Source organism: Pelomonas sp. Root1217, from assembly GCF_001425705.1.
GTDB lineage: Bacteria > Pseudomonadota > Gammaproteobacteria > Burkholderiales > Burkholderiaceae_C > Pelomonas.
Map to the genome: position 1 here is coordinate 1 of NZ_LMDC01000032.1, position 14813 is coordinate 14813.

11 protein-coding genes and 1 pseudogene are annotated in these 14813 nt (G+C 67.9%); 7 read left to right on the forward strand and 5 right to left on the reverse strand.

All coding sequences use genetic code 11. From position 1 onward, the window contains the following. Positions 1-304, forward strand: a pseudogene (locus ASC95_RS31280) (hypothetical protein); the annotation flags it as partial. Continuing rightward, positions 301-1653: a hypothetical protein gene (locus ASC95_RS29260; RefSeq protein ID WP_057301241.1), complete on the forward strand. Its 1353-nt coding sequence runs from the start codon at positions 301-303 to the stop codon at positions 1651-1653. The pseudogene ASC95_RS31280 and the gene ASC95_RS29260, both read left to right, overlap by 4 nt. 49 nt (positions 1654-1702) lie before the next feature. On the opposite strand, the gene ASC95_RS29265 is transcribed toward ASC95_RS29260, so the two are convergent. Continuing rightward, positions 1703-3862, reverse strand: coding sequence for a copper-translocating P-type ATPase (locus ASC95_RS29265; RefSeq protein ID WP_082568226.1), 2160 nt, complete (start codon positions 3860-3862; stop codon positions 1703-1705). Between the two features lie 99 nt (positions 3863-3961). After that, on the reverse strand, positions 3962-4222 hold the full coding sequence (locus ASC95_RS29270; protein WP_057301311.1) for a heavy-metal-associated domain-containing protein: 261 nt from the start codon (positions 4220-4222) through the stop codon (positions 3962-3964). 216 nt (positions 4223-4438) lie between these two features. Here ASC95_RS29270 and ASC95_RS29275 point away from each other — a divergent pair, with 216 nt between their 5' ends. The 5 genes from ASC95_RS29275 to ASC95_RS29295 all read left to right on the forward strand — a co-directional run bounded on the left by ASC95_RS29275 (position 4439) and on the right by ASC95_RS29295 (position 11247). Then, positions 4439-4957 carry a DUF305 domain-containing protein gene (locus tag ASC95_RS29275; protein WP_057301312.1) on the forward strand — a complete coding sequence of 173 codons (519 nt, stop codon included), beginning with the start codon at positions 4439-4441 and terminating at the stop codon, positions 4955-4957. A gap of 106 nt (positions 4958-5063) precedes the next feature. Next, positions 5064-5459: a hypothetical protein gene (locus ASC95_RS29280; RefSeq protein ID WP_057301242.1), complete on the forward strand. Its 396-nt coding sequence runs from the start codon at positions 5064-5066 to the stop codon at positions 5457-5459. 91 nt (positions 5460-5550) lie between these two features. Continuing rightward, the gene (locus ASC95_RS29285) at positions 5551-6813 is read left to right on the forward strand and encodes a TolC family protein (protein ID WP_057301243.1); all 1263 of its coding nucleotides are present in this window, start codon (positions 5551-5553) and stop codon (positions 6811-6813) included. Positions 6814-6817: 4 nt separating this feature from the next. After that, entirely contained in the window at positions 6818-8110 is a 1293-nt protein-coding gene (locus ASC95_RS29290; RefSeq protein ID WP_057301244.1) for an efflux RND transporter periplasmic adaptor subunit, read from the forward strand. Further along, entirely contained in the window at positions 8107-11247 is a 3141-nt protein-coding gene (locus ASC95_RS29295) for an efflux RND transporter permease subunit (RefSeq protein ID WP_057301245.1), read from the forward strand. The genes ASC95_RS29290 and ASC95_RS29295 overlap by 4 nt, the downstream gene beginning before the upstream one ends. Positions 11248-11258: 11 nt before the next feature. Here ASC95_RS29295 and ASC95_RS29300 read toward each other — a convergent pair whose 3' ends face one another. Genes ASC95_RS29300 through ASC95_RS29310 form a run of 3 tightly spaced genes read right to left on the reverse strand, consistent with a single transcriptional unit; the run spans position 11259 to position 14790 of the window. After that, positions 11259-12584 (reverse strand): FAD-binding oxidoreductase, encoded by a 1326-nt coding sequence (locus ASC95_RS29300; RefSeq protein WP_057301246.1) that lies wholly within the window; start codon positions 12582-12584, stop codon positions 11259-11261. A 20-nt stretch (positions 12585-12604) separates the two neighbouring features. Further along, complete coding sequence (locus ASC95_RS29305) at positions 12605-13324, reverse strand: cupin domain-containing protein (RefSeq protein ID WP_057301247.1); 720 nt, start codon at positions 13322-13324, stop codon at positions 12605-12607. Further along, positions 13321-14790: an aldehyde dehydrogenase family protein gene (locus tag ASC95_RS29310; RefSeq protein WP_057301248.1), complete on the reverse strand. Its 1470-nt coding sequence runs from the start codon at positions 14788-14790 to the stop codon at positions 13321-13323. The genes ASC95_RS29305 and ASC95_RS29310 overlap by 4 nt, the downstream gene beginning before the upstream one ends. Positions 14791-14813: the final 23 nt, after the last annotated feature.

Sequence of the window (14813 nt, forward strand, 5' to 3'; positions counted from 1 at the left end):
CATGCCGCTGTACGCCGCACCGAACAGCGTCATCGCCTGGGGCGCCGAGACCGAGAAGCCGGACTACGACTACACCCGTGGCACGGTGCTGCGCGTGTTCGAGCTGCAGGACGGCAAGAGCGCGGCCTTCACGGTGGTCAGCTCGGACGGCAGCGTTGCGGCGCGTGGCGCGGTCAGCCGCCAGGGCAGCCGCTACACAGCGCAGGTCAGCGAAGGTGCGCTGCGGGACTGGGCGTTGGAGGTGGATGGGCGGCGCAGCCCCGTGCAGGCCGAGGGCAGAACCCTGACTTGGGAGCGTTCATGAAAGCTTCACGCGTTGCAAACTCCGATGAGATCGGGCTGCGTACCGATTCGCTGACGGCGGTTCGGCTGCTTGCGCTCACCGCGCTCCTGCACACGCCGGTGGCGGTGCTGGCTCAGGCCGGCACCTTTCCCGGCATGGAGCCTGGGCGCGTTGGCGGCGTGACGGCCGAGGGGCAAAACCCAGACAAGGCCGCTGCGGCGGCCAAGAACAAGCAGATGGCGCAGGAGCTGATCGACCAGCAGCGTGACGAAGCCGCACGCCGCTTGATGGTCGAACAGCGGGCAAAGCTGCGTGAGCGCCTGGAGCGCGACGCGGGGCTGCTGCGCCAGCCGGTGGACTTGCTGGCGGGCATGTTCCAGTTGCCTACAGATCTGAAGCTTTCACCCGAGCACCGAAGCGTGGCCGAGGGTGTGCTGCGTCAACAACGGGAGCGCGCCCAGGCCGGCTGGGCGGCATGGCTGACCGAGGAAACCACTCAGGGCAAGGGCGAGCTGCGGGCGGAAGTGGCCGCGCAGCGATTGAGCAATCGCGTGCTCAACGAAGTGGCGCTCTGGCAAGCCGATGCAACGCCGCACCCCAGCGACGCGATCTGGATCGACGCGCTCAAGACGCCTGCCATTTGCCAGCGGCTGGACCAGACGCGGCCCGCAGCGCAAGTGGCGCAGCTGATCGAGGCGCTGCCCGCGGATCAGCGCGACGCCGCTTGGCAGGGCGAGGCGGCGCGCCTGGCGCGATGGGGCCAGGTCCCGCGACAGGTACCACCCTCGCCGGACCGCGCGTTCGAAGACGAGCTGGTCGCCGCGCTGCCCAAGCCGCCGGGCAATGCATCCAGCCTCGCCCCCGAGGTGCGCAACGCGCTGCAGGCACCGGGCTGGACCTATGCCGCGCAATCACCCGCTTCGCGTTGCGAGCTGCTGCGGTGGTGGAGCCAGGAACAGGTGCGCACCCAGCGGATGACGGCGCCGCGTGCACTGCATGCCTGGCGCACCGCCATGGCCGTGCGCTCGTCGGGCTATTTGCTGCCCGACGTGCCACGCAGTGGCCCGGGCGCGACCGACGCGAACGGCTTTCCGCTATTCGCACGACGCGCCGAACTTGCCGGCACGGTCGTCGTGGAACAGGACATCGATGCCGCCGGCAAGATCGTGCGCAGCTTCGTGCAGCGCCGCGAAGTCACGGCGGCTGGCGTGCGCGGTATGCCGGCCCTGGCCCTGGAGCGCGAACTGGACGCCGTAAGCCTGGCACGCGCCGCCACCACCCCCGCAGCCGCCCCCGACCCGGCGCAGCTGCGCGACGGAACGGCCACGCGCCGCATTGGCATCGAGTGGGTGCTGCCTCAAGGTCTTTAGGAAAACCGGGCCGAGGATCGCGTACTGGCGCTTCGCGCGGGGGGCTCGCTCACTGCGAGCCCCGCAGCCGCAGAGAATTGAAGACCACGCTGACCGACGACAGGCTCATCGCCAGCGCCGCGATCATGGGCGACAGCAGCCATCCGGTGAATGGATAAAGCGCCCCGGCTGCCAATGGCACGCCGAGTGCGTTGTAGACGAAGGCGAATGCGAGGTTCTGTCGCATGTTGGCGATGGTGGCCTGGGAGATGCCCCGCGCCCGGGCGATGCCGCGCAGGTCGCCCTTGACGAGAGTCACCTGGGCGCTGTTCATTGCCACGTCGGTACCGGTCCCCATGGCCACGCCAACATCGGCTTTGGCAAGGGCCGGCGCGTCGTTGATGCCGTCGCCCGCCATGCCCACGACGCGGCCCTCGCGCTGCAGGCGATCGACAAGCGCGAGTTTGTCGGCCGGCTTGACCTCGCCATGGACCTCATCGATACCCAACTGCTTTGCAACGGACTGCGCGGTGGTCAGGCCATCGCCGGTGGCCATCACCACACGCATCCCCGCGTCATGCAGGCTCCGGACCGCCTCGGGCGTGCTCGCCTTGATGGGGTCTGACACGGCCAGGACACCCATCAGGCGCCCCTGTCGAGCCAGGAACATCACGCTGCTGCCCCGCAGGCGAAGTTCCTCGCCGGTCGCATGCAACAGCAACACGTCCACGCCGTCCTGTTCCATCAGTGCCGTGTTGCCGAATGCAAGTTTCTGGCCTTCGACGGTACCTCTGACACCAATGCCCGTGGAGGACTCGAAGTCCACCGCAGGCGACAGCGCGAGCTTGCGGGCGCGCGCCGCATTCACGATGGCCTGCGCGAGCGGATGTTCGCTGCCCTGGTCCAGGCTGGCCGCCAGTCGCAGCACCTCGTCCTCGGTCACACCCTGCGCCGCCACGGCGCGGTCGAAGACCGGCCTGCCTTCGGTCAGCGTGCCCGTCTTGTCGACGATCATCGTGTCGAGCCGGCGGAAGTTCTCGATGGCCGAGGCATCGCGGAACAGGATGCCCTGGGTCGCAGCCTTGCCGGTGGCGACCATGATCGACATCGGTGTCGCCAGCCCCAATGCACAGGGGCAGGCGATGATGAGGACCGACACCGCGTTGATGAGCCCAAACTGCCAGCCCTGCTCACCGCCGAACAGGCCCCAGGCGAAGAAAGCCGCTACCGCGATGCCGATCACGACCAGGACGAACCAGCCGGCCACCTGATCGGCCATTCGCTGCATGGGCGCTTTGGAGCGTTGAGCCTGGGCGACCATCTGCACGATCTGAGACAGCATGGTCTGTGATCCGACACGCTCGGACTGCATCACCAGTGAACCTGAGGTATTGATGGTGGCGCCGATGACCTTGTCGCCGGGGCGTTTGGTCACGGGGACCGGCTCGCCGGTCAGCATGGCCTCATCGATGGCGCTCGTCCCCTCGACGACGACGCCGTCCACGGGAACCTTCTCGCCGGGGCGGATGCGCAGACGGTCGCCGACGTGCACATGCGTCAGCGGGACATCTGATTCGCTGCCGTCCGGTTCGATCCGCCTTGCCGTCTTGGGCGCCAACCCGAGCAGCGACTTGATGGCCGCGGAGGTCTGCGACCGCGCCTTGAGTTCCAGCATCTGCCCCAACAGGGTCAGCGAGATGATGACGGCCGCCGCCTCGAAGTAGACGCCAATCCGGCCATGAGCCGCAAAGCTCTGCGGAAACAGTTCAGGCGCGACCGTCGCGACCACGCTGTAGACGAACGCCGCACCGGTGCCAATACCGATCAAGGTCCACATGTTCGGACTGCGATGAACCAGGGATTGCCAGCACCGCTCAAAAAACGGCCCGCCGGCCCACAACACGACTGGCAAAGCCAGGACCAGCTCAAGCCAGCTTTGCTGAGCGGGATCCATGAGGCCAAACCGATGCCCGGCCATCGCCAGAGTCATGACCACCACGCTCAACGGCAGGGTCCACCAGAAGCGGCGGGAGAAGTCCTGCAGCTCCGGGTTGTCATCTTCCGCTGTCGCCTCCGGGATCAGCGGTTCCAGGGTCATGCCGCACTTGGGGCAGTTGCCCGGGTGGTCCTGGCGGATCTCAGGATGCATCGGGCAGGTGTAGAGCGTGGCGCCACCCGGATGCGAAGGGCGTGCGGAATGCGTGCCGTGGTCATGGTGACGATGGTCCATCGTGTTCTCCAATTCATCCGGTAGTGATGCGCCAGCCAAGTAAGGCGATCAAGCCGGCCATTGCCAGCCAGCACACCTACACCCGACGCCGCCTTTGATTCAGCGACCACCGCAGCCGCAGCAACTACCTGCCGCTTTTTTGGTCGTGGCGTTGGTCGGCGCGACGGGTGCCGGGCTATATCCCGCGTCCTTGATGGCCTCGGCCAGCTCATCCGCATCGGCGGAGCCGGGCTCGACCAGCACGCGATGTGTTGCCAGGTCGATCTGCACCTTGGCGGCGTGGTCCACGGCCTTCAGCGCCTTGGTGATGGTGCTGACGCAGTGACCACAGGTCATGTCGCGGACTTCGAAGGCGATCATGGTGTCCTCCTGGGACTGGGTTGATGACAGCAGGCCTTTCAAGCCTCCCACAATGGGAAGGTCAAGGCCCGCAGGCAAAAAAACCTTTGAAAGTGGTCCAACTGCGGTGGCCGCAGGCGCGACGGATGCCGTTGAGCGCCCCAAGGGCATCCGGCTTGGGAGCGTGACTTGCCCGCTACGCGCAACCCCAGCGAATCCACCAGCAAGGAGTTCAACATGGACCATCAGGCTCACGAAAACGACCACGCCGGCAAATCCGGCTCCGCCCATGATGGCTCGTCCGCACATGCCTACGGGATGTTTGCAGTCAACCTCGCATTGAGCCTGATCCCGATGTACCTGGCCATGTTCACCATGATCGATGGTTGGCATGACTTCCGGAACAACGTCAACATGCTCTACATGGCAGTGACGATGCTCGCTCCCATGGGCGTGATCATGCTGGCAACGATGGGCAAGATGTATCGCAACAGGCGGCTGAACCTTGCGCTCTATGCGGGCTTGGCGGCCTTGTTCATCGCCTCACTGCTGGCAACGCGCCGCCAGGCGCTGGTCGACGATCAGCAATTTGTCGACTCGATGATTCCCCATCACTCCGGGGCCATCCTCATGTGTCGGGAGGCAAGACTCGCCGACCTGGAACTCCTCGCGCTGTGCGACCAGATCGTCAAGGCACAACGTGCCGAGATCAACCAGATGGAGGCGATCGCCACACGACTGCGCTCGGCCACGTAGCGAAAAACGTTCTTTTGACCTGGCCCAAAGGCGATATGCCGCTTCACTTTGCGCTGGCGCAAGGTCATGCCCTCACGCCGCTGCACGGCGCCGCTAGACTGGCGACATGAAAGTGAGGAAGGCCTACCTGCGCTGCATCGCGAGCTTGCTCGCGACGGTGATGGTGTGTCTTCAACTTGCCACCGCGGCCTATGCTTGCCCGGCGCCTGGACTCGCGAGCTCACCGACGGCCAGCATGGCCGGCTGCGAGCAGATGTCCGCGATGGACACCGAACAACCGCAGCTGTGCAAGGCGCACTGCGACCGCGACAAGCGGACGGTCAGCAACGTGCCTGCACCGGATCTGGCGCCCACCGTCATCCTCGACCCGCTGCAGACCCGCTTGGCACTCTGGCTGTCGCCCGAAGCGGCCGAGGCACTCCCGGCGGTAATCACCGCCCACACCGGCCCGCCTGAGGGCACGCCGCCGGTCTATCTCGCCCTCCAAGTCTTCCGCAATTGAGCCCTGACGCTCGCGCGGCCGCGTTCGCGGCGATGCGACCACGTCTGGCGATCGTGCTCGATCGCTTCCAGGGTCTTTGTGGAGAGCCTTCATGGCCATCTTCTTTCGGGCGGGATTGCAGCCCCGTTCCCTCGTCGCGGCCGGCTTCGTGGCTGCCGTCTTCCTGGCCGCCCCGGTGGCCCATACCGCACCACTGAGCTTCGAGCAAGCACAGCTGCTGGCCGAACAGCGCTCGGCGGCGCTGGCAGCGCGCCAGGCCACTGCCGACGGCGCGCAACAGGCGCGCGTCGCCGCAGGGCAACTGCCCGATCCGAAGCTGGCGGTTGGCGTCGAGAACTTTCCGATCTCGGGGCCAGAGCGTTTCGGCTGGAACCGCGAGTCGATGACGATGCGCCGGGTCGGCGTCATGCAGGACGTGCCCAACGCCGCCAAGCGGGCCGCACAACGCGACGCCGCCGGCGCCAAGGCGGAACGTGAGCGCGCGATGCTGGAGGCGGAACGACTGGCCGTGCGGCGAGAGGCCGCGCTGGCCTGGCTAAACCTGCACTTCGCCGAGCGCAAGCTCGCCGCCTTTGCCATCCTTGAGCAGCAGAACCAACTCCTGCAGGACACCCTGGCCGCGCGCGTCGCTGCTGGCGCTACGACGCCTGCCGATGCGCTGACAGCACGTCAGGAGGTGCTGGACCTTGCCGACCGCAGGGACGAGCTTCAAGCGGGCGTTGAGCAGGCACGCGCCCAGTTGCGTCGCTGGACGGGGGAACAACCTGACTTGACGACAGCTTCCGAGACCCCTCTCTTGCGCCCTGATCTCGCCCGATTGCTCGACGGGCTTGATCGGCACGCCGAGCTGCTCGCGTTCAACCCGATGCTGGCCATGGCCCGCGCTGATGTCGATGAGGCCGTGGCAACGCGTCGGGGGGACTGGGGTTGGGAAGTGGCCTACGGCAATCGGGCGCGCGCATTTGGCGACATGGTGTCCTTCCAGTTGACGTTTGAGCTGCCGGTTTCCAAGGCCACCCGTCAGGAACCTGTGATCGCCGCGCGCCAAAAGGAGGTGGAACGGCTGCAGGCCGAACGCGAGGACGCATTGCGCCGCATTCGTGCCGACGTGGACGGCCAGGTGGCCGAGCTGCAACGCCTGCAGCGCGTGCAGCAGCGCCAGCGCAGCGTCGCCTTGCCGCTCGCGCAGGAGCGCGCCCAAGTGGCCTTGACCAGCTACCAGTCGGGTCGTGCCGACCTCGGCGCCGTGCTCGTCGCGCGCAAGAACGCTGTCGAGGCGCAGTTGCGCGATCTCGATCTCCAAGCCCGGGTGCTCGCCCAGCAGGCCCGCCTGGCCTATCTCATTGCGGAGTGACCCCATGACCTACAACAGCAAGTTGACTGCCGCAGCCGTGGTCCTCATCGCTCTCGGCGCCGGGCTCGGCTATGGCGTCGCACAGTGGCGTGCGGGGGTATCGCCCGGTGGGCATTCCGAAACCTCGCCAGCGGCCGTCAACAGCGCGGCGACCGGTGATCGCAAGGTGCTCTATTGGTACGACCCCATGGTGCCGCAGCAGAAGTTCGACAAGCCCGGCAAGTCGCCCTTCATGGACATGCAGCTGGTCCCGAAATATGCAGACGAGGCACCCGCCGGCGGCGTGGCTGTCGATCCCCGTGTGGCCCAGATGCTCGGCGTGCGCTCCGCGACGGCAGAAAAGCAGCGGATCGGCGCTCCCCTGCAAGTCCCGGCCACCGTCCAGCTCAACGAACGCGATATCTCGATCCTGCAGGCCCGCACGGCAGGCTTCGTGCAACGGGTCGCCCGCCTGGCACCTGGTGACGTCGTGGCCGCTGGCGCCTTCATCGCCGAGCTGCTCGTGCCGGAATGGGCCGGCGCCCAGCAGGAGTTCCTGGCGGTGCGCCGCACCGGCGACGAAGCCTTGGCCAGTGCAGCGCGCCAGCGCCTTGTGCTGATGGGCATGCCAGCCTCGCTCATCCAGCAGGTCGAGCGCACCGGCCAAGTCCAGGCGCTGACGACGGTGCATGCGCCCATCGGGGGCCTGGTGCAGGAGTTGATGGTCCGCCCGGGCATGACGGTGTCCCAAGGCATGAGCCTGACCCGCATCACCGGGCTGTCCACGGTCTGGATCGAGGCCGCGTTGCCCGAAGCCCGGGCCGGCATGGCGCGGGTGGGCGAACCCGTCGACGTGGTGCTGGCGGCTTTCCCGGGCGAGACGCTGCGCGGCAAGATCAGCGCGGTGCTGCCGGAGGCCAGCAGCGAGACGCGCACGCTGCGCGTCAGGGCCGAGTTGCCCAACCCCCAGGGGCGCCTGCGGGCCGGCATGTTCGCAACGATGCAACTGGGGTCCTCCGGCGAGGAAGCCCTGGTCGTCCCCGCCGAGGCGGTCATCCGCACCGGCCAGCGCGCGATCGTCTACGTCCTCGAGCAGCCAGGGCGATTCACGCCGGTGCAGGTGCGCCTGGGCCGTGAACTCGGCGACAAGCTGGAGGTCCTGCAGGGCTTGCAGCCCGGCCAGCAGGTCGTCGCTTCGGGCCAGTTCCTCATTGACTCCGAGGCCAGCATGCAGGGTGTGCTGCAGCGGCACGCCAGCCCCGATGAGCCCGCCGCCAGCGCCGCGTTGCGCCGTGAACCCAAGGGAGGCGCCCAGTGATCGCCGCCTTGATCCGCTGGTCGGTCGGCAACCGCTTACTGGTTCTGCTGGCCACGCTCTTCCTTGCCGTCGCCGGCGTGCTGTCGCTGCGCTCCACGCCCATCGACGCGCTGCCGGACCTGTCGGACGTGCAGGTCATCATCCGCACCAGCTATCCCGGCCAGGCGCCGCAGATCGTCGAGAACCAAGTCACCTATCCGCTGGCAACGACCATGCTGTCGGTGCCGGGCGCCAAGGCCGTGCGGGCTTTCTCGTTCTTCGGGGACTCCTTCGTCTACGTGATCTTCGAGGATGGCACGGACCTGTACTGGGCACGCTCACGGGTGCTGGAGTACCTCAACCAGGCCCAGGGCAGGCTGCCGGCAACGGCCAAGCCCTCGCTCGGGCCCGACGCGACCGGTGTGGGCTGGGTGTTCCAGTACGCGCTGGTGGATCGCAGCGGGCAGCACGATCTGTCGCAGCTGCGCGCGCTGCAGGACTGGTTCCTCAAGTTCGAGCTGAAAGCCGTCGCCAATGTCGCCGAGGTGGCCACCGTCGGCGGCATGGTCAAGCAATACCAGGTGGTCATGGATCCGGCCAAGCTGGTCGCCTATGGCGTCACGCACAACCAGGTGCGCGAGGCGCTGATGAACGGCAACCAGGAGGCCGGTGGCGCTGTGCTGGAACTGGCCGAGGCCGAATACATGGTGCGCGCCAGCGGCTTCCTCAAGTCACTGGACGACTTCCGCAGCATCGTTCTGGCCAGCCGCAACGGCGTGCCGGTGCTGCTGGGCCAGGTCGCCAGCGTCCAGATCGGCCCGGAAATGCGCCGCGGCATCACTGAGCTGGATGGCGAAGGCGAGGCGGTGGGCGGCGTGGTGATCCTGCGCACGGGCAAGAACGCCCAGGCCACGATTGCCGCGGTCAAGAACAAGCTCAAGCAATTGCAGGCCAGCCTTCCCAAAGGCGTCGAGATCATCACGACCTATGACCGCAGCTCGCTGATCCAGCGGGCCATCGACAACCTGTCGATGAAGCTGGTCGAGGAATTCATCGTCGTCGCGCTGGTCTGCGCCGTGTTCCTGTGGCATCTGCGCTCGGCGCTGGTGGCCATCATCTCGCTGCCGCTGGGCGTCATGGCGGCCTTCCTGGTCATGCAATACCAGGGGCTGAACGCGAACATCATGTCGCTGGGCGGCATCGCCATTGCCGTCGGCGCCATGGTGGACGCGGCCGTCGTCATGATCGAGAACGCCCACAAGAAGCTGGAGGCCTGGCAGCACGCGCATCCGGAGGTGGAACTCAACGGTGAGGCCCGCTGGGCGGTCATCACCGACGCTGCCGTCGAGGTGGGACCGGCGCTGTTCTTCTCGCTGATGATCATCACGCTGTCCTTTGTCCCGGTCTTCACGCTGCAAGCGCAGGAGGGGCGACTGTTCGGGCCACTGGCCTACACGAAGACCTATGCGATGGCAGCCGCCGCGGGCCTGTCGGTCACGCTGATCCCGGTGCTGATGGGCTACTGGATCCGCGGGCGCATTCCGGACGAGCGGCGCAACCCCATCACGCGGGGGCTGATCGCGATGTATCGGCCGGCGCTGGAAGTCGTGCTGCGCTGGCCCAAGGCCACGATCGTGGTGGCCGTGGCGGCGTTCGCGACGACCTTCTGGCCTTTGATGCGCCTGGGCGGTGAGTTCCTGCCGCCCCTGGACGAGGGCGACCTGCTGTATATGCCGTCGGCGTTGCCCGGTCTGTCAGCACAGAAGGCCGCCGAGCTGCTGCAGATCACCGACCGCATGATCAAGACGGTGCCCGAGGTGCAACGGGTGTTTGGCAAGGCCGGGCGGGCCGAAACCGCGACCGACCCGGCGCCATTGGAGATGTTCGAGACCACCGTCCAGCTCAAGCCGCGCGACCAGTGGCGCCCTGGCATGACGCCGGAGAAGCTGGTGGAGGAACTGGACCGCACGGTGAAGGTGCCGGGCCTGAGCAACATCTGGATCCCGCCGATCCGCAACCGCATCGACATGCTGGCCACCGGCATCAAGAGCCCGATCGGGGTGAAGGTTTCCGCCGCGGATCTGGCCGCCATCGACCGGGTCGCCGCACAGATCGAGGCCGTGGCGAAGGATGTGCCCGGTGTCAGCTCGGCATTGGCCGAACGCCTGACTGGCGGCCGCTACGTCGACGTGCAGATCGACCGGGCGGCGGCGGCGCGGTTTGGCATGAACGTGAGCGACGTGCAGTCCGTGGTGTCGGGCGCCATCGGCGGCGAGAACGTCGGCGAGACCGTCGAAGGACTGGCCCGCTTCCCGATTAACCTGCGCTATCCACGTGAACTGCGCGACACGCCGGAGAAGCTGCGCAACCTGACGGTGCTCACTCCCAGTGGCCAGCAGGTGACGCTGGGCAGCCTGGCCACCGTCGCCCTCGTCGATGGGCCGCCCATGCTCAAGAGCGAGAACGCCCGGCCATCCGGCTGGGTCTACGTCGACGTGCGCGGCCGTGACCTCGCGTCGGTCGCTGGCGACCTGCGGCGCGCGGTGTCCCAGCAGGTGCGCCTGGAGCCCGGCATGAGCCTGGCGTACTCCGGGCAGTTCGAGTACATGGAGCGAGCCAACGAGCGGCTGAAGCTCGTCGTGCCGGCGACGCTGCTCATCATCTTCGTGCTGCTGTACCTGACGTTCCGGCGCGCCGAGGAGGCGGCGCTGATCATGGCCACGCTGCCGCTCGCGTTGACCGGCGGGGTCTGGTTCCTCTACCTGCTGGGCTACAACCTGTCCGTGGCCACCGGCGTGGGTTTCATCGCGCTGGCGGGCGTGTCGGCGGAGTTCGGGGTGGTGATGCTGCTGTACCTCAAGCACGCGCTCGAAGACCGGGTGCGCGCCGGCATGTCCATGACGCGGGATGTGGTGCTCGACGCCGTCCGCGAAGGCGCCGTGCTGCGAGTGCGACCCAAGGCCATGACGGTGGCCGTGATCCTCGCCGGCCTGCTGCCCATCGTCTGGGGCTCGGGCACCGGCTCAGAGGTCATGAGCCGCATCGCCGCGCCGATGCTCGGCGGCATGTTGACGGCGCCGCTGCTGTCCCTTTTCGTCGTGCCGGCGGCTTTCACATTGATGCGGGGGAGGCCGCAGCCAGCGGCATGCCCACAGTGACACGCTTGGCACTAGAAATCAGCCACCTTGCCCCAGGACGATTCGTTGAATCGTGCGGGATTGAAAGGCGCGGGATCGAAGATCGGCCGGGCACCCGAGACCAGATCGGCGATCAGGTGGCCCGCGCCGGGGCCGATGCCGAACCCATGTCCCGAGAAACCTGCAGCCAGGATGAAGCCCGGCATCTGCGGCAGTTCCCCGATTCCCGGCACGCCGTCGGGCGTGCTGTCGATGTAGCCCGCCCAGGTGCTGGCAATGCGGGCCTCGCGCAGCGCCGGCAACAGGTCGACGGCACGGCGGTGGGTTTCGCGAACCCCGGCGGGGTCGGGCTTCGGGTTGAGGATCCGCGCCCTTTCCATGGGGGTGGGCGCGTCCAGCTTCCAGCGTGCGCGGGTCTCGTGGCCCCAGCGCATGCCTTCCAGGCCGCCGGGGAACACGTTGCGCCAGCGCTTGGCGAACATCGGGATGAACTGTGGCGCGAAGCGCATCAATTGCGGCGTGGGATCGACGCGCCCACGCCCGCTGATGGCCAGGACGTAGTGGCCGTCGGGGCGCCGGGTGACGGCGACGCGCGGGCCCGCCAGGGCGTCCGGCAGACGCTGTTGCACCGGCGCCAGGCGCACGATGGATTGGCGCACCGTGGCGACCGGAAACTGCACGCCGAGCTGGTTGCAGAACGACGACGCCCACGCGCCACCTGCGAGCACCGCGGTGCGGGTCTTGATGGTCCCGGCTTCCGTCACGACGCCGCTGACGCGCCCGCCCTCAAGCTCGATGCCGCGAGCGGCGCAGTTCTGGTGGACGGTGCCGCCGAGCTTCATGAGCGCAGCTGCCACGGCAGGTGCCGCCTTGGCGGGGTCTGCCGTACCGTCGCTCGGTGAGAAGACGCCGCCTTTCCACGCGCGGCCGGTCGCCTGGCCCCGTTCCGACGCCTCGCGGCCACTGAGCATGTGGGTGGTCACGCCAGCTGTCTTCGCCAGCTCGCGCCAGCTGGCCCAGCCGGAAATCTGGGCATCGTCGTCGCTCAGGTAGAGCAAGCCGCACCGCTTGAAGCCGGTGTCTTCGCCGGTGTCGGCGGCGAACTGGTCCCAGAGTTCGAGGCTTTTGGTGGCCATCGGCAGTTCGCGGGCGTCCCGGTTCTGCTGGCGGCACCAGCCCCAGTTGCGGCTCGACTGCTCGGCGCCGATGAGGCCCTTCTCGACAACGGCGACCGACAGGCCGCGCCGGGCCAGGTAGTAGGCGGTGAAGACACCGATGATGCCGCCGCCGATCACGACAACGTCGGCGCTGGCCGGCGGCTTGGGCGAGGTCTCGATGAGGCGCAATGGCTGGGACATATTGGATCTTGACAGTCGTTTCAGGCCGGGACGGTTTGCACCACGTAGAACTTCGCGACGTGGTTGTGGCTCTCCCAGCCGATGGGCGTGCCCTGCGGCACGAAGAGCGCATCGCCAGCGCCCGCCGACAGCACGCTGCCGTTGGGGCTGGTGAATCGCACGTTGCCGGCCAGCAGATGCATGAATTCGTTGAGGGGATGCGGACGGACGACGCGGTGATAGGGCGTCGAGTCCCAGGTGCCGGCGCGGTACTGCGTCTGCTCCTCAGTGAAGACGTTGTCGCTGCGGCAGGCCGGGCTCGGGCCTAGCAGCGTTTGCGCCAGTGGCGGGTTGGAGGGCTTCAGGTCGGCCTCGGCGTGCAAGGGCGTGATGCCGGGCGCCGATGGGCCATCACTTGCGGCCGCGCAGCACACGAAGCGCACGCCAACCCCGGCCTGGATGCGCACCGCAGTCCCCCGTGCGATGACGGCGCCCGCCTCGGGACCGAGCACCAGCGGAGCCGCGCCAGCCGCTGTCAGCGTCAGCTGGCCCGCCACGACGACGAGGGTCTCGGTATGAGGAAAGCTGGACACGTCGATGTCGCCAGTGAAGTTGACCCGGCCGGCGATCATCGCGCCGGGTCCTTCCCAGGCGACCTCGCGACATGGCGCGAACGGGTCGTCCTTGCCGAAGCCTGCCTTGCGGAAGGGGGTTGAGATGGGGGCACCGTGGGCGCGGTGCAGCAGCAGGGCTGCGGTCATGTTGGCTCCTCGTTCATGTAGCCAAGAATGGCTTTGGTTTCCAGGTATTCCTGCAGGCCTTCCACGCCGTATTCACGGCCGTTGCCCGAGCGCTTGTAGCCGCCGAAGGGGGCGTGGGGATTCCAGGCCGGATGGTTGATGTGCACCTGCCCCGAGCGGATGCGCGCAGCGACAGCGCGCGCGGCGGCGGGGTCGCGGCTCTGCACATGGGCGCCCAGGCCGTAGACCGTGTCGTTGGCGATCTCCACGGCTTCGTCCACGCTGTCGTAGGCAATGATGGCCAGCACCGGCCCGAAGATCTCCTCCTGCGCGATACGCATGCGCGAATGCACGTCCGAGAAGATGGTCGGGCGGATGTAGAAGCCGCGCTCCAGGCCTTGCGGCCGGCCGGGGCCGCCGCAAACGAGCCGGGCGCCTTCCGAGATACCGGCTTCGATCATTGCCTGCACGCGGCTGAACTGGGCGCCATTCGCGACTGGGCCATGCGTGGTCTGCGGCAAGCGCGGGTCGCCGACGACGAGGGCCGCGGCCGCTTCGGCGGCGAGCCGCTCGACCTTCGCCAGGCGCTCGCGCGGCACGATCATGCGGGTCGGGGCGCTGCAGGACTGGCCGACATTGCGCAAGGCCGCGGCCACGCCCAGCGGTATGGCATGCGGGAGGTCCGCGTCGGGCAGCACGATGTTGGGCGACTTGCCGCCCAGTTCCTGCGCAACCCTCTTGACCGTCGGCGCGGCCGCCTGGGCCACCAGCACGCCGGCGCGCGTCGAGCCGGTGATCGAGATCATGTCCACGTCCGGGTGCGACGCCAGCGCGGCGCCCACCTCGGATCCTTCGCCGTTCACCAGGTTGAACACGCCGGCCGGAATACCGGCATCGCGCATCACCTCGGCGAAGAGCAGCGCGCTCAAGGGCGACAGCTCGCTGGGCTTCAGCACGACCGTGCACCCCGCCGCCAGCGCGGGGCCGACCTTGGCGGTGATCTGGTAAAGCGGCCAGTTCCAGGGCGTGATCAGCCCGCACACGCCGATGGGCTCGCGCAGGATGGCGACGCTCTCGCGATGCACGAGGAAGGGGTAGCCGCGCAGCACGTCCCGCGCCACTCGGATGTGCTCTGCCGCGACCGGTACCTGCGTGCTGCGCGCCACGCTGATGGCCGCACCCATCTCCAGCGAGATGGCCTGTGCGAACAACTCCGCGCGCTCCAGGATCAAGGCGTGCACGCGGTCGAGCAACGCGGCCCGGGTTTCGACGGCAGTGACGGACCAGGCGGCAAAGGCCTGCCGGGCCGCGGCCACGGCGGCGTCCACGTCCTGCGCATTGCCCAGCGCAATCTCCGCGATGGCCTGCTCGGTCGACGGGTCGATGACCGCGCTGCGGCCCTGGCCCGCCGGCGTGCGCCACTCGCCGCGGATGAAGACGCGATCCAGGTGGCCAGCGTTCGTGAGACGCTCGATGACGGGGTGCATTCGGTGTGTCCTTTGGCCTGACA

What these genes read in the sequence shown, in the direction of transcription:
- ASC95_RS29305 (WP_057301247.1), bottom strand. Translation starts at nt 13,324, where the DNA reads ATGACCGCAGCCCTGCTGCTGCACCGCGCCCACGGTGCCCCCATCTCA.
- ASC95_RS29290 (WP_057301244.1), top strand. Translation starts at nt 6,818, where the DNA reads ATGACCTACAACAGCAAGTTGACTGCCGCAGCCGTGGTCCTCATCGCT.
- ASC95_RS29270 (WP_057301311.1), bottom strand. Translation starts at nt 4,222, where the DNA reads ATGATCGCCTTCGAAGTCCGCGACATGACCTGTGGTCACTGCGTCAGC.
- ASC95_RS29260 (WP_057301241.1), top strand. Translation starts at nt 301, where the DNA reads ATGAAAGCTTCACGCGTTGCAAACTCCGATGAGATCGGGCTGCGTACC.
- ASC95_RS29280 (WP_057301242.1), top strand. Translation starts at nt 5,064, where the DNA reads ATGAAAGTGAGGAAGGCCTACCTGCGCTGCATCGCGAGCTTGCTCGCG.
- ASC95_RS29285 (WP_057301243.1), top strand. Translation starts at nt 5,551, where the DNA reads ATGGCCATCTTCTTTCGGGCGGGATTGCAGCCCCGTTCCCTCGTCGCG.
- ASC95_RS29310 (WP_057301248.1), bottom strand. Translation starts at nt 14,790, where the DNA reads ATGCACCCCGTCATCGAGCGTCTCACGAACGCTGGCCACCTGGATCGC.
- ASC95_RS29300 (WP_057301246.1), bottom strand. Translation starts at nt 12,584, where the DNA reads ATGTCCCAGCCATTGCGCCTCATCGAGACCTCGCCCAAGCCGCCGGCC.
- ASC95_RS29265 (WP_082568226.1), bottom strand. Translation starts at nt 3,862, where the DNA reads ATGGACCATCGTCACCATGACCACGGCACGCATTCCGCACGCCCTTCG.
- ASC95_RS29275 (WP_057301312.1), top strand. Translation starts at nt 4,439, where the DNA reads ATGGACCATCAGGCTCACGAAAACGACCACGCCGGCAAATCCGGCTCC.